The sequence below is a fragment of the Xylanimonas allomyrinae genome (genome assembly GCF_004135345.1).
In the GTDB taxonomy this organism is placed as follows: Bacteria; Actinomycetota; Actinomycetes; order Actinomycetales; family Cellulomonadaceae; genus Xylanimonas; species Xylanimonas allomyrinae.
In genome coordinates, this window is the sequence record NZ_CP035495.1 from 165,187 (window position 1) to 178,854 (window position 13,668).

A 13,668-nucleotide genomic window follows, 5' to 3' on the forward strand; every position below is an offset into this window, starting at 1 on the left:
GGGGTCTCGGCGGGTGCGCCCGCCGAGACGGGGTCGTGCTCGGTCACAGCACCACCGAGGCCGTCAGACGGCTCAGCGGTTCGCTCAGCGCGTCGACGGCTGCCGCGAGCTCCTTGACCTGGGTCTCGCTCAGGTCGGTGTAGGCGACGAACCCGTCGCCCTGCGTGTACCCGTCGAGCAGGGTCTGCAGCTCGCCGAAGCGCGTGTCGAGCTGGGTGGCCAGGTCGGCGTCCTTGGCGGTGACGACGTCGCGCAGGTCCTCGAACGCGACGCGGGCGCCGTCGACGTTGGCCTGGAAGTCCCACAGGTCGGTGTGCGACCAGATCTCCTCCTCGCCGGTGACCTTGCCGGTGGCGACCTCGTCGAGCAGGCCCTTGGCGCCGTTGCCGATCGCGGCGGCGTCGATGGCGTCGGGGAAGTCGGCGGCGTGGACGCGTGCGTCGAGCTCCTGGGTGTCGGCGAGGAGCTGGTCGGCGTACTGGGCGCGCTGCTCGGCGCTCAGCGGCGTGTAGGCGGTGCCGCCGTTGGCCTCGGGGGCGGGCTGCCACAGGTCCTTCTCCAGCAGGTGCCAGCCGGTCCACTCCTGGCCGTCCTCGAGGTCGGCCTCGCGCAGGTCCATGCGCGGGTCGAGGTCGCCGAACGACTCGGCGACGGGCTCGATGCGCTCCCAGTGGACGCGGGTGGGGGCGTACAGGTCGCGGGCGGTGTCGTCGTCGCCCGCCTTGTAGGCGGCGACGAACTCCTGCGTGCCGGCCAGGAGCTGCTCGGTCTGGTCCTTGACGTAGGCGACGTACGACGTCGTCGCGGCGGCGATCTGGTCGGCGACCGCGCCCGTCGGCGCGACGTCGGCGCCCGAGTCGGTCACCGTGAAGGCCGCGCGGATGCCGTCGCCCACCATGCCGGGCTTGCAGGCCGTCTGGTAGGTGCCGGGCTTGGCCGTGAGGACGAGGTCGCGTGACAGGCCGGGGCCGATGTTCTCGACCTCGCTGATGATCCGCAGGCCGTCCTCGGCGAGCAGGTAGAACTCGGTGACGTCGTCGCCGTCGTTGGTGACGTTGAAGACGACGTTGCCCGACGGCGCCTCGTCGGTCGACAGCGTGCACGCGTCGGCGGTGCTGCTCACCGTGACGGTCGCGGGTCCGTCGCCGTCGCCGGGCGCGGCGGCCGGGTCGTTGGGCGTGCACGCGCCGGTGGCGAGCGCGGCGGCGGCGAGCGCGGCGAGCGGGAGCGATCGGGTCAGGGGCCGGGGTGTGCGGGACACGGGGTTCCTTCGGGTCGGGGCGTGGTGCGTCGGGGCGTGGTGCGTCGGGATGAGGTCAGGCGGAGACGGTCTGCTGCGCGGCCGGCGTCGTCGCCGGGGCGGGGTGCCGGGGCCGGCCGAACGCCGTCCGCACGAACACCACGAGCGTCGGCACGGCGAACGCGACCCAGGCGACGGCCTCCAGCCACGTGGTGGCGGGGGAGAAGTTGAAGACGCCCTTGAGCAGCGTGCCGTACCACGACGACGGCGGGACCTGCGCGGACACGTCGAACGCGAGGGCGTTGAGCCCCGGCAGGATGCCCGCCTCCTGCAGGTCGTGGACGCCGTAGGCGAGCACTCCGGCGGCGATGACGATGAGCAGCACGCCCGTCCAGGAGAAGAACGTGCGCAGGTTGAGCCGCACGGCCCCGCGGTAGACGAGCCAGCCGAGCACGACTGCGACGGCGAGCCCCAGCACGGCGCCCAGCAGCGGTCGCGTCGAGGCGCCCGTGGCCTGTGCGCCGGCCCAGAGGAACAACGCGGTCTCCAGGCCTTCGCGGCCGACGGCGAGCAGCGCCATGACGGCGACGGCCCAGCGCCCGGCGTCGACGGCGTCGTCGAGCTTGTGGTGCAGGTTGGCCTTGAGGAACCGGGCGGTCTTGCCCATCCAGAAGATCATCCACGTGATGAGCCCGACGGCGACGATCGACAGGGAACCGCCGATGGCCTCCTGCGCCTCGAACGTCAGGCCCTGGGGGCCGAACGTGAGCAGCGCGCCGAAGCCGAGCGAGACCAGGACGGCGGCGCCGATGCCGAACCAGAGCTGGGGGAGGCGCTCGCGCCGGTCGGACTTGATGAGGTAGGCCACGAGGATGCCCACGACGAGCGAGGCCTCCAGGCCTTCGCGCAGTCCGATGAGGAAGTTCGCGAGCATGACACTCCAGTACGTCCGGCGGGTGAGGGAAGCCTTACCTTGGCGCCGGATCGCACAGTACCGGGCGACATCGGATTTTCACAACGCCGCCGTGGCGTTATTCTCCGGCCGCGACCCGCCACAACGCCGGCAGCGCCGCCTCGAACGCGGGCAGCAGCCGCAGCGAACCGAGCTCGCCGACCCCCACCCAGCGCACCTCCAGGCTCTCCGGATCGTTCGCCGACGGGACGACGTCGGCGCCGTCGGCGACCTCGCCCACCACCGTCGTGTACTGCCACACGCCGTGGTCGAGCACGTGCGTGCCCACCACGCGCACGTGCGCCGGGTCGATGCCGGCCTCCTCGCGCGACTCGCGCAGCGCACCCGCCACGGCGCTCTCGCCCGTGTCGAGCGCCCCGCCCGGCACGCCCCACGTGCCGCCGTGATGCGACCACAGCGCCCGGTGCTGCAGCACGACGTCGCTCACCACGCCCTCGGGCGAGCGGCGCACCAGCATCAGGCCCGCGGCGCCGAACAGGCCCCAGTGGCGGTGGGCGGCGTCGTCGCCGCCCGGGAAGGTGCACGCGACCCAGCCGTCACCACCGTGACGGTGGACCGCGCCGCGGCCGGGGATGAGCATGCCGCCAGGCTACGCGGCACGATGGTGCGGTGACCGATGATCCTGCGGCCCGCCCGGCGTCTGGCACCACATGACGACCGACCCGACCGCCCCGCCCGCATGGAAGCGCGACGTCACCGTCTTCCTGACCGGGCAGACCGTCTCGCTGCTCGGCTCGATGCTCGTGCAGTACGCCGTGATGTGGCACCTGACGCTCACCACGCGCTCGGGCACGGTGATGATGTGGTCGATCGTCTTCGGCATGCTGCCGCAGGCCTTCGTCTCGGTGTTCGGCGGGGTCTGGGCCGACCGGCACAACCGCAAGCTCCTCATCATGGGGTCGGACACGTGCATCGCCCTGGTCACGCTCGGCCTCGCGCTGCTCATGACCTCCGGGGTCGAGGACCTGTGGGTCATCTACGCGGCGCTCGCCGTGCGATCGGCGTTCGCGGGAATCCAGACCCCCGCGGTCAGCGCGCTCGTGCCGCAGATCGTGCCGCAGCCCCAGCTCCTGCGGATCAACGGCCTCAACCAGTCCATCCAGTCCGGGATGATGCTGCTCGCACCCGTCCTGGCCGCCGCCCTCTACGCGAGCTTCGACCTGGTGGCCGTGTTCTTCGTCGACGTCGCCACGGCGCTCGTCGGCGTCGGGCTGCTGCTCCTGGTGCCCGTGCCCACCCTGGCCCGCCCCACCGGCGACGGCGGTGCGCCCCCGAGCTACGTCGGCGACCTCGCCGCGGGCGTGCGCTACATCGCCGGGCACGGGACCGTGCGCTGGCTCATGGTGCTGTTCGGCGTGACCCTCGTGCTCGTCGGGGCGCCGTCGTACCTCACGCCGCTCATGGTCGCCCGGACGTTCGGCGACGAGGTGTGGAAGCTCACGGCCAACGAGATCTTCTGGTCGGTGGGGATGATGGGCGGCGGCGTCGCCATGGCCGTGCTCGGGCCGCGGGTGCGACGGCGCATGGTGCTCGTGGTCGCGTCGGTGCTGGTGGCGGGGGTCCTCACGGCCGGCCTGGGCCTGTCGGGCAACATGTGGGTGTTCTTCACGCTCGGCCTCGGCATCGGGGTCGCCTTCTCGACCATGTCGGCCCCCAGCATGACGATCCTCCAGGAGACCGTGGAGCCCGAGATGCAGGGGCGCGTCTTCGGGTTCGTCGGCATCGTCATGACGGTCGCGATGCCTGCCAGCATGGTCGTGTTCGGGCCCCTGGCCGACCGGTTCAGCGTCCAGTCGCTGCTCGTCGTCGCCGGGGTGCTGCTCGTGGCGTTCGTCGCCGGGCTGCTCGCGGTGCCGACGGCGCGGCGCTCCCTCGGTCAGGTCGCACGGGCGCCCGACGTCGCGCCGGACGTCGCGCCCGACGGAGCGCCTGACGGAGCGCCCGACGGAGCGCCCGAAGGAGCGCCGGCGGCCGTTGCGCACGACCATCCGCCCGGGGAAGAGGACAATCGGCGTACCGGCCCGTGACCCGTCAGGGCCGGTGCGGGCTGCGACGACGCGGGAGGTACCCGCGCCTGTCCCGGCACGGACCAGCAGCCGGAGGAGGGCCAGGATGTCCAGCACCATCGACGCTCAGGTGCGAGCCGTCCCGGCGGTGCACGTCGCCTCGCTGACCCGCACCGCGCCCGGCTACACGGGCGAGGAGATCGGGCCGGTCGTCGAGCCGATGTTCACCGAGGCCGCCCGGCTGCTCGAGGTCGCCGGCGTCGCCGTCGCCGGGCCGCCCCTGGCGCAGTACGACCCCACCGAACCCGGCGAGGCACCGGCCAGGGGCGTGCTCGTCACCGTGGCGTTCCCCGTGGCCGACACGACGACGGCCGTCCCCGGCCTCGACGTGCAGACGCTGCCCGCGATCGACCGCGCCGCGGTCACGGTCTACCGGGGCGGGATGGACGGCGTCGGCGAGGCGTGGATGGCGTTCATGGCCTGGCTCGAGGCCGAGGGCCACACGCCCACGCCGACGGCCCGCGAGGTCTACGTCCTGCCCCCGCAGACCCCCGAGGACGCCTGGACCACCGAGCTCGTCCAGCCCCTCGCCTGACCGCGGCCCGCCACGAGCGCGGCGCCTCGCACCGGTCAGACGATCTCGCAGATCGGAGCGCCCGCGGTCACGCCCGCCCCGGTGGACGCCTGGAGAGACGTGACCGTGCCCGCGCGGTGGGCCAGGAGCGGTTGCTCCATCTTCATCGCCTCCAGGACCACGATCAGGTCGCCCTCGGCCACCTGGACGCCCTCCTCGACGGCGACCTTGACGATCGTGCCCTGCATCGGCGAGGTCAGGGTGTTGCCCGTCGCGCCCGACCGGGCCGCACCGTTGCGCCGCGCCGGCGGTCTGCGGGCGGCGGCCCCGCGCGAGTTGGCCGTCCGCGCCCGGCCCGCCGCGACTCCCAGGCCCGCCGGCAGCACGACCTCCAGCCTGCGCCCACCCACCTCGACGACGACACGCTCCGCCTGCGGCTGCAGCTCCTCGGCCTCGGGCTCCGGTGCAGGAGACGGGGCCAGCGTCGCCAGCACGTCCGCGAAGTCGGTCTCGATCCAGCGCGTGTGCACGCGGAACGCCTCGCCGTCCGTGGGGACGAAGTCCTCGGCGTCGAGCACGGCGCGGTGGAACGGCACGACGGTGGGGATGCCCTCGACCTCGAGCTCGCGCAGCGCGCGGCGGGCGCGCTGGACGGCCTGCGCGCGCGTGGCCCCCGTGACGATGACCTTGGCGATCATCGAGTCGAAGCTGCCCGAGACGACGTCGCCCTCGACGACGCCGGTGTCCACCCGGACGCCCGGGCCCGACGGCCAGCGCAGCGTCGAGATGCGGCCCGGCGCGGGCAGGAACCCGGCGGCCGGGTCCTCGCCGTTGATGCGGAACTCGATCGAGTGGCCCCGCACCTCGGTGGTCTCGTAGCCGAGCGCCTCGCCGTCGGCGATGCGCAGCTGCTCGCGCACGAGGTCGACGCCCGTGACCTCCTCGGTCACCGGGTGCTCGACCTGGAGCCGCGTGTTGACCTCGAGGAACGAGATCGTGCCGTCCTCGCCCACCAGGAACTCGCACGTCCCGGCGCCGACGTACCCCGCCTCGCGCAGGATCGCCTTCGACGCCCGGTCGAGCTGGGCGGCCTGCGCCGCGCTGAGGAAGGGCGCGGGCGCCTCCTCGACCAGCTTCTGGTGGCGGCGCTGCAACGAGCAGTCGCGCGTCGAGACGACGACGACGGTGCCGTGGGCGTCCGCGAGGCACTGCGTCTCGACGTGGCGGGGCCGGTCGAGATAGCGCTCGACGAAGCACTCGCCGCGACCGAACGCGGCGACCGCCTCGCGCACCGCCGAGTCGTACAGCTCGTCGATCTCCTCGAACGTGCGCGCGACCTTCAGGCCACGCCCGCCGCCGCCGAAGGCCGCCTTGATGGCGACCGGCAGGCCGTGCTCGGCCGCGAAGGCGTGCACCTCGGCCGCCGAGGCCACCGGGTCGGGCGTGCCGGGCACGAGCGGGGCACCCGCCCGCAGCGCGACGTGACGTGCGCTGACCTTGTCGCCCAGCGTCTCGATCGCGGCGGGCGGCGGGCCGATCCACACGAGACCGGCGTCGATCACGGCCTGCGCGAAGGCCGCGTTCTCCGACAGGAACCCGTACCCGGGATGCACGGCGTCGGCGCCCGAGCGCCGGGCGACGTCGAGCAGCTTCTCGGCGTCGAGGTAGGTGTCCTGCGCCCGGGCGCCGCCGAGCGCGAACGCCTCGTCGGCGAGGCGCACGTGCAGCGCCTGACGGTCGGGATCGGCGTAGACCGCGACCGATGCGATGCCCGCGTCGGCGCAGGCGCGCGCGACGCGGACGGCGATCTCGCCGCGGTTGGCGATGAGGACCTTGGTGATGGGCACGGCTCACGGTAGCGCGGGCGTGGGCCTGCAGACCGGCTGCAAACGCGCCAAGCGCCTCGTCAGACGTTTGGAGGGTTCCGCCAAACGTCGCGGCGACGCCCTGCCGGCGAGGTCAGCCGCGCAGCGCGCGGAACGGGACCTCGATCTCGCCCAGCAGCTCGCGCAGCAGCGGCAGCGACAGGCCGACGACGCCGTGGTGGTCGCCCTCGACCCGCTCGACGTACGGCCCGCCGAGGCCGTCGATCGTGAACGCGCCGGCCACGTGGAGCGGTTCGCCCGTGGCGACGTAGGCGGCGATCTCGTCGTCGTCGAGGTCTGCGAAGTGCACCGTGGTCGACGACGTCGCGCCGAGCGTGGCGCCGGTGCCGCCCCGCGCGTCGTCGCGCAGGTCCACGATCCAGTGCCCGGTGTGCAGCACGGCGGCGCGGCCGCGCATGGCCTGCCAGCGCGCTACCGCGTCGTCGGCGTCGGCGGGCTTGCCGAGGATCTCCCCGTCGAGCTCGAGCATCGAGTCGCAGCCCACGACGACGGCGTCGGCGACCTGGGCGCCGAGCATGTCGGCCGTCGCCTCCTCGCCCTCGACACGGCGGGCGACGTCCTCGGCCTTGGCCTGCGCGAGCACCAGGACGGCGTCGACGGGGTCGAGGCCGCCGAACCGCTCACGCGCGGCGGCGAGGACGGCGTCCTCGTCGACCCCGGAGACGACGACGGTGGGGTGCACGCCCGCCGAGCGCAGCGTGCTCAGGCGGGCGGGCGAGGCGGAGGCGAGGACGAGATGCACGTGCGGCACACGCGAACCCTAGCCGCCTCGCACCCCGCACCGCTCAGTGCAGCAGCGCGGCGGCGGTCAACAGGATCACGGGCGAGGCCAGCGTCGTCACGAGGATCGTGTCCCGGGCCAGGATCTCGCCGCGGCGGAAGCGGGCGGCGTAGTTGTACACGTTCTGTGCCGTCGGCAGCCCCGCGAGCAGCACCGCCGAGCGCACGGCGTCCGCGTCGAGCCGGAACACGAACCGGGCGAGCACGAACGCCAGCAGCGGCATCACGACGGCCTTGACGAGCGACGTCGTCCCCGCCGCCCGGCGCGACGACCCGCGCCGCAGCGGCCGCGACCCGTGCAACGACATGCCGAACGCCATGAGCATCATGGGGATGGCCGCGCCTCCGAGGATGACCAGCGGCTGCTCGACGATGTCGGGCACCGTCCACCCGAGCCCGCTGACGACCGCGCCCGCGAGCGAGGCAAGGATGATCGGGTTGCGCACCGGCTGGGCCACCACGAACCGCCACGACAGGCGCCCCGAGGTCTGGGCGTCGAGCACCAGAAGCGTGAGCGGCGCGAACACCAGGAGCTGCAGCAGGATGACCGGTACGACCGCGGACGGGTCGCCGAGCACGTACACCGCGACGGGCAGGCCGATGTTGTTGGCGTTGACGTACCCGGACGCGACGGCACCGACGGTCGCCTCGGACGCCGTCAGGCGGAGGCGCGCCGCGTCGACCAGCAGGAACACCCCGGCGGACAGCACGGCGGCCGACGCCTGCACCAGCAACGGTGCGCGGACCAGCGATCCCAGGTCGGCCTTCGCGATGACCGTGAACAGCAGCGCCGGGATGGCCACGAAGAACGCGATGCGGTTGAGCGCCTCCTGCGCGCCCGGCCCGCCGATGCGCAGCCGGGCGCACACGTAGCCTGCGGCGACGACGACGCCGATGATCGTGAAGCCGGTGAGGATCCCTCCCACGGAGCGCCGACCCGGCCGCGCCGGTCAGGCGAGCGCGTCGCGCAGCACGTCCAGACCCACCGACCCGAGCGCGAGCGCCCGGGCGTGGAAGACCTTGGCGTCCCAGGCGTCGCCAGCAGCCGCGCGGGCGGCCTCCCGGGTCTGCTCCCACAGCCGCTGGCCGACCTTGTACGACGGCGCCTGACCGGGCCAGCCCAGGTACCGGTTGTACTCGAAGCGGACAAAGCCCTCGGCCATGTTGACGTTGGCCGCCAGGAACGGCCACGCCTTCTCGGCGTCCCACCGGCCGCCGCCCCACTGCTCGGGCGCCTCCAGCCCGAGGTGGACGCCGATGTCGAAGACGACGCGTGCGGCACGCATGCGCTGCGCGTCGAGCATGCCCAGCCGGTCGCCCGGGTCGTTCAGGTACCCGAGCTCGTCCATGAGCTTCTCCGCGTACAGCGCCCAGCCCTCGCCGTGGCCCGAGACCCAGCACAGCAGGCGGCGCCACGAGTTGAGGGTGTCGCGCGCGACGACGGCCTCGGCGCACTGCAGGTGGTGCCCGGGCACGCCCTCGTGGAACACCGTCGTCTTCTCGCGCCACGTGCCGAACTCGGTGACGCCCGGGGGCACCGACCACCACATGCGGCCGGGTCGCGAGAAGTCGTCGCTCGGCGGCGTGTAGTAGATGCCGCCGTTCTGGGTCGGGGCGATGAGGCACTCGATGGTGCGCACCGGCCCGGAGATGTCGAAGTGCACGCCGTCGAGGTCGGCGATCGCCTGATCGGCGGTCTGCTGCATCCAGGTGCGCAGCGCGTCGGTGCCGTGGAGCTGGTAGCGCGGGTCGGCCTCGAGCTTCGCGACCGCGTCGGCGACGCTCGCTCCCGCCCCGCGATCTCCTGTGCGACGGCCGTCTGCTCGGCCACGATGCGGTCCAGCTCCTCGAGCCCCCACGCGTACGTCTCGTCGAGGTCGATGCTCGCGCCGAGGAACTGGCGGGAGAACAGCCCGTACCGCTCGCGCCCGACGGCGTCGGCCTGCGGGGCCTGCGGCGCCAGCTCGTCGCCGAGGAACGCGGCCAGGCGCGCGTACGCCTCGCGGGCTGCCGTCGCGCCGCGCTCGAGCTCGGTGCGCAGCCGCGCGCCCGCGGGGGCGCCGTCGAGCACGGCGGCCGCGTCCGTGCCGCGGACGAAGGTGGTGAAGAACGAGTCGTCCCCGGCGAGCTCGCTCGCCTGGCGCACGCCCTCGTGCACCTGCCGGACGGCGGCGACGTTGCCGCGCCGCGCGGCCTCGCGCAGCGAGGCGATGTAGCCGTCGACGGCGCCGGGCAGCAGGGCGACGCGGGCGGCGATGCTCTCCCAGGCCTCGACGGTGCCGGTGGGCATGATGTCGAACACGTCGCGCAGCGCCTGCAGCGGCGAGGCGATGTTGTTGAGCGTGGCCAGCGGCTCGCCCGCCTCGTGCAGCTCGACGGCCAGCCCGAGGCGCTCGCGCATGGCGGCCAGCGTCACGCGGTCGACGTCGTCGGCGGGCTCCAGGGACTCGAGCGAGCGCAGCGTCGCCCGGTCGAGCTCGGCGCGCGCGTCATGACCGGCCGGGGACAGGTCGGTCATGAGGTGGTCGTAGCCCGGCAGGCCGGCCGCGGTGGCGGTCAGCGGGTCGAGCTCGGCGACCTTGCCGACGTAGTCGTCGGCGACGGCGTCGATGGCGGACGGGGTGCGTGGCTGCTGCGTGGTCACGGGCGTGAGCGTAGCCACCGCCCCTGACAGCCACCCGTCGGGGGCGCGCGCCGCCGGGCGACCTGTCAGCCGCGGCCGTCGGACTCCGTCCGGCTCCGTCAGGCGCGCAGGCTCCAGCGCCACGCGTCGGCGTGATGGCGGCCTTCGCGCCCGCCGAAGCTGCTGGCCGTCACGCCCGCGGTGCGGCCCTGCAGGGTCCGGGCGCGGTTGGTCCACTCCTCGATCGGTGCGGCGTCGTCGGGCATCCCCGACGCCGCGGCGACCGCGGCGAGCCCGGCGACGAGCGCCGCGACCTCGACCTCGTCGGGTGCGCCGCGCACGATCCGGACGGCGGGCGTCACTCGTCGTCCTCGTCGTCGCCGAACCCCGGAGCCGCACCACGCGACGCCGCCCACTCGACGACGTCGTAGCCGGCGTCGGCGAGCCGGGTCGTCGCCTCCTCGCCCGCCTCGTCGAGCAGGTCGATGACGCCGTCGAGCGTCATGTCCGCGCCGTCGGGCGGCGCGGCGACCACGAACCCGAGGTAGTACACCTCGGCCCGCTCGGCGCCGACGGGCAGCTCGTGGTCGTGCGGGTGGTCGTGCTCGCCCGCCGGTTCCCACACCGAGCTCGTGAGGTCGGGGTGGATGCCGAGCGCGTCGTGCAGCGTGTCGAACAGGACGGCGTTGAGCTGGCCGACCCGGTTCTCGAGCGCGAGGATCCGCGGGTCGTCGTCGGACTCCGTGGCCCCGAACTCGGCCCGCACGCCGACGGCCGCGCCCACGTAGTCGTGCAGGGCCGCGGCCAGAGCGTTCACGGCGTCGTGCATCGGGGCAGGGTCGACACCCGGGAGCGGGACCGGGCCGTGCGTGGTGTCCTCGTGGCTCATGGGGCGATTCTCTCCGGGATCGGCGGGTTCGACCCGGCAACGACGCGCCAGGGCGCATCGTGACCGGGAACGGCGGTCACAGGGGGATGTTCCCGTGCTTCTTGGGCGGCAGCGCGGCCCGCTTGGTGCGCAGCGCACGCAGTGCCCGCGCGACCTGGCCGCGCGTCTCCGACGGCCGGATCACGGCGTCGACGTACCCGCGTTCGGCGGCGTCCCACGGGTTGACGATGGCCTCCTCGTACTGCTCGGTGAGGCGCCTGCGCTCGGCCTCGACGTCGCCGCCCGCGGCCGCGACGTCGGCCAGCGCACGCCGCTGCAGGATGTTGACCGCCCCGCCCGCGCCCATGACGGCGACCTGCGCCGTCGGCCACGCCAGGTTGACGTCGGCGCCCAGCTGCTTGGACCCCATGACGATGTACGCGCCGCCGTACGCCTTGCGCGTGATGACGGTGACGAGGGGCACCGTGGCCTCGGCGTAGGCGTAGATGAGCTTGGCGCCGCGGCGGATGATGCCCTGGTGCTCCTGCCCGACCCCGGGCAGGAAGCCGGGCACGTCGACGAACGTCAGCACCGGCAGGTTGAACGCGTCGCACGTGCGCACGAACCGTGCGGCCTTCTCCGCGGCGTCGATGTCGAGCGTGCCCGCCATCGACATCGGCTGGTTGGCGACGATCCCCACCGCCTGGCCCTCGACGTGCCCGAACCCGACCAGCACGTTGGGCGCGAACAGCGGCTGCACCTCGAGGAACGTGTCCGGGTCGAGCACCGTCTCGACGACGGTGCGCATGTCGTACGGCTGGTTGTCGCTGTCGGGAATCAGGGCGTCGAGCGCCTCGTCGTCCTCCGTCGCCTCCAGCGGCACGTCGTCCTCGGGCGGGAACGCCGGCGGGTCGCCCAGGTTGTTCTGCGGCAGGTAGCCCAGCAGGTGACGCACGTAGTCGATCGCGTCGTCCTCGTCGGACGCCAGGTAGTGCGCGACGCCGGACTTCTCGTTGTGGGTGCGCGCGCCGCCGAGGGTCTCGAAGTCGACGTCCTCGCCGGTGACCGACCGGATGACGTCGGGCCCCGTGATGAACATGTTGGACGTGCCGTCGGCCATGACGATGAAGTCCGTCAGCGCGGGGGAGTACACGGCGCCGCCTGCCGACGGCCCCAGGATGAGCGAGATCTGAGGCACGACGCCCGACGCCGCGACGTTGCGCCGGAACATCTCCGCGAACTGCGTCAGCGCCGCCACGCCCTCCTGGATGCGGGCGCCGCCGCCGTCGGAGATGCCGATGATCGGCACGCCCGTGCGCAGCGCGAGATCCTGCACCTTGGCGATCTTCTGCCCGTGCACCTCGCCCAGCGACCCGCCGAACACCGTGAAGTCCTGCGAGAACACGCACACCTGCCGCCCGTCGACGGTGCCGTGCCCCGTGACGACGCCGTCGCCCGGGATGCGCTTGGCGTCCAGGCCGAAGTTGCGCGACCGGTGCGTGGCCAGCGCGTCGAGCTCGACGAACGACCCCTCGTCGAGCAGCGCCTCGATGCGCTCGCGCGCCGACTTCTTGCCGCGCGCGTTCTGCTTGGCCCGCGCGGCGGCCTCCGGCTCGGTGACGGCGGCGGCCCGCCGCCGCTCCAGGTCGGCGATCTTGGCGGCGGTGCCCGTGGCGGTCACCGTGACACTGTCAGTGGCGGCATTCACAGTTCCCGAGCGTAGTTGGGTGGTCCGTACAGATCGATGCGCCCGACGACGCGCGCCGCAGCGATCTTTTGGTGAGACCCCACAACGCGCCGATGCGGCAGGATGGCCCCGTGGAACCTTCGACCCTCGACGTCGAGGCCGTGCGACGCGCAGTGCTGCGACCGGCCGGGCAGTGGGCGACCGTCGACGTCGTGCCGACGATCGCCTCCACCAACACCGAGCTCGCCGAGCGCTCGCGCGCTGCCACGGCCGCCGGGGCCCCCTCGACGCTCCGGCGGCGCTCGCGGCGGAGCACCAGACCGCGGGAATGGGTCGCGCGGGGCGCACCTGGCACACGCCGCCGCACGCCGCGCTGACCGTGTCGGTGCTGCTGCGACCCGAGGTTCCCGACGACGCGCTCGGCTGGCTCCCGCTGCTCAGCGGTCTCGCGGTCGTGCGCGTGCTGCGTGCCCGCGGCGTGCCCGCCTCGCTCAAGTGGCCCAACGACGTCGTGCTGCCCGCCGCCGAGGAGCTCGACGGGTTCGGGCGGTGGCGCAAGGTCGCAGGGATCCTCGCGCAGGTCGTCCCGGACGGCGTCGTCGTCGGTGTCGGGCTCAACGTCACGCAGGCAGCGGACGAGCTTCCTGTGCCGAGCGCGACGTCGCTCGCGCTCGCCGCCGCACCCGCCGCCGCGACCGACCGCACCACGCTGCTGGCGGCGCTGCTGGGCGAGCTCACCGCCGTCGTCGAGCGGTGGTGCGGCGACGACGGCGACGCCGACGCGCCCGGCCCCGGCGGTGCCCCGTCCCTCGCCGACGAGTACGCCGCGGTGTCGGCGACGCTCGGGACGCCCGTGCGCGCCGAGCTCGCGGGCGGCGCCTGCATCGTCGAGGGCACGGCGCACCGGCTCGCCCCCGACGGGGCACTCGTCGTCGTGCGCAAGGACGGGAGCGTGCGGGTCGTCGCCGCGGGTGACGTGCACCATGTGCGACGCGCCGGACGGGCGCAGGGGTGACCCACCTAGACTGGCC

The 13,668-nt window shown here is 73.8% G+C and carries 13 protein-coding genes and 1 pseudogene; 4 read left to right on the forward strand and 10 right to left on the reverse strand.

Annotated features, from left to right (window positions below; all coding sequences use genetic code 11):
• Positions 1-43 precede the first annotated feature (43 nt).
• From efeO to ET495_RS00720, 3 genes are all read right to left on the reverse strand, one after another.
• Positions 44-1,261, reverse strand: a complete 1,218-nt coding sequence (gene efeO, locus ET495_RS00710) for an iron uptake system protein EfeO (RefSeq protein ID WP_245993213.1) — start codon at positions 1,259-1,261, stop codon at positions 44-46.
• A 55-nt stretch (positions 1,262-1,316) separates the two neighbouring features.
• Positions 1,317-2,174 carry an iron uptake transporter permease EfeU gene (efeU, locus tag ET495_RS00715; RefSeq protein WP_129201812.1) on the reverse strand — a complete coding sequence of 286 codons (858 nt, stop codon included), beginning with the start codon at positions 2,172-2,174 and terminating at the stop codon, positions 1,317-1,319.
• 97 nt (positions 2,175-2,271) lie between these two features.
• On the reverse strand, positions 2,272-2,793 hold the full coding sequence (locus ET495_RS00720) for an NUDIX domain-containing protein (protein WP_129201814.1): 522 nt from the start codon (positions 2,791-2,793) through the stop codon (positions 2,272-2,274).
• Positions 2,794-2,863: 70 nt separating this feature from the next.
• Here ET495_RS00720 and ET495_RS00725 point away from each other — a divergent pair, with 70 nt between their 5' ends.
• Both ET495_RS00725 and ET495_RS00730 read left to right on the forward strand, forming a co-directional pair.
• Complete coding sequence (locus tag ET495_RS00725) at positions 2,864-4,240, forward strand: MFS transporter (RefSeq protein ID WP_129201816.1); 1,377 nt, start codon at positions 2,864-2,866, stop codon at positions 4,238-4,240.
• Positions 4,241-4,325: 85 nt separating this feature from the next.
• Complete coding sequence (locus tag ET495_RS00730; protein WP_129201818.1) at positions 4,326-4,814, forward strand: GyrI-like domain-containing protein; 489 nt, start codon at positions 4,326-4,328, stop codon at positions 4,812-4,814.
• Between the two features lie 35 nt (positions 4,815-4,849).
• Here the strand turns inward: ET495_RS00730 and ET495_RS00735 are convergent, their stop codons facing one another.
• The 7 genes and pseudogenes from ET495_RS00735 to ET495_RS00765 form a co-directional block, all read right to left on the reverse strand.
• A complete protein-coding gene (locus ET495_RS00735) occupies positions 4,850-6,640 on the reverse strand; it encodes an ATP-binding protein (RefSeq protein WP_129201820.1) in 1,791 nt (596 codons plus the stop codon).
• Between the two features lie 112 nt (positions 6,641-6,752).
• On the reverse strand, positions 6,753-7,430 hold the full coding sequence (locus ET495_RS00740) for a Maf family protein (RefSeq protein ID WP_245993215.1): 678 nt from the start codon (positions 7,428-7,430) through the stop codon (positions 6,753-6,755).
• A 34-nt stretch (positions 7,431-7,464) separates the two neighbouring features.
• Positions 7,465-8,385: an AEC family transporter gene (locus tag ET495_RS00745; protein ID WP_129201822.1), complete on the reverse strand. Its 921-nt coding sequence runs from the start codon at positions 8,383-8,385 to the stop codon at positions 7,465-7,467.
• 24 nt (positions 8,386-8,409) lie between these two features.
• Positions 8,410-10,121: pseudogene (locus tag ET495_RS00750) on the reverse strand (DUF885 domain-containing protein).
• Positions 10,122-10,201: 80 nt separating this feature from the next.
• Positions 10,202-10,444, reverse strand: a complete 243-nt coding sequence (locus ET495_RS00755) for an acyl-CoA carboxylase epsilon subunit (RefSeq protein ID WP_129201824.1) — start codon at positions 10,442-10,444, stop codon at positions 10,202-10,204.
• On the reverse strand, positions 10,441-10,971 hold the full coding sequence (locus ET495_RS00760; protein WP_129201826.1) for a hypothetical protein: 531 nt from the start codon (positions 10,969-10,971) through the stop codon (positions 10,441-10,443). Before ET495_RS00760 ends, ET495_RS00755 begins: the two co-directional genes overlap by 4 nt.
• Before the next feature lie 76 nt (positions 10,972-11,047).
• Positions 11,048-12,631 (reverse strand): acyl-CoA carboxylase subunit beta, encoded by a 1,584-nt coding sequence (locus tag ET495_RS00765; RefSeq protein WP_245993216.1) that lies wholly within the window; start codon positions 12,629-12,631, stop codon positions 11,048-11,050.
• Between the two features lie 137 nt (positions 12,632-12,768).
• On the opposite strand from ET495_RS00765, the gene ET495_RS18320 reads away from it, so the two are divergent.
• Together ET495_RS18320 and ET495_RS00770 are read left to right on the forward strand one after the other, a co-directional pair.
• Positions 12,769-13,014, forward strand: a complete 246-nt coding sequence (locus tag ET495_RS18320) for a hypothetical protein (protein WP_245993217.1) — start codon at positions 12,769-12,771, stop codon at positions 13,012-13,014.
• A complete protein-coding gene (locus tag ET495_RS00770) occupies positions 12,966-13,652 on the forward strand; it encodes a biotin--[acetyl-CoA-carboxylase] ligase (RefSeq protein WP_245993218.1) in 687 nt (228 codons plus the stop codon). The genes ET495_RS18320 and ET495_RS00770 overlap by 49 nt, the downstream gene beginning before the upstream one ends.
• Positions 13,653-13,668 lie beyond the last annotated feature (16 nt).

Coding starts and splice junctions, on each gene's coding strand:
- efeU (WP_129201812.1), bottom strand. CDS start 2,174: ATGCTCGCGAACTTCCTCATCGGACTGCGCGAAGGCCTGGAGGCCTCG.
- ET495_RS00720 (WP_129201814.1), bottom strand. CDS start 2,793: ATGCTCATCCCCGGCCGCGGCGCGGTCCACCGTCACGGTGGTGACGGC.
- ET495_RS00725 (WP_129201816.1), top strand. CDS start 2,864: ATGACGACCGACCCGACCGCCCCGCCCGCATGGAAGCGCGACGTCACC.
- ET495_RS00730 (WP_129201818.1), top strand. CDS start 4,326: ATGTCCAGCACCATCGACGCTCAGGTGCGAGCCGTCCCGGCGGTGCAC.
- ET495_RS00760 (WP_129201826.1), bottom strand. CDS start 10,971: ATGAGCCACGAGGACACCACGCACGGCCCGGTCCCGCTCCCGGGTGTC.
- ET495_RS00770 (WP_245993218.1), top strand. CDS start 12,966: ATGGGTCGCGCGGGGCGCACCTGGCACACGCCGCCGCACGCCGCGCTG.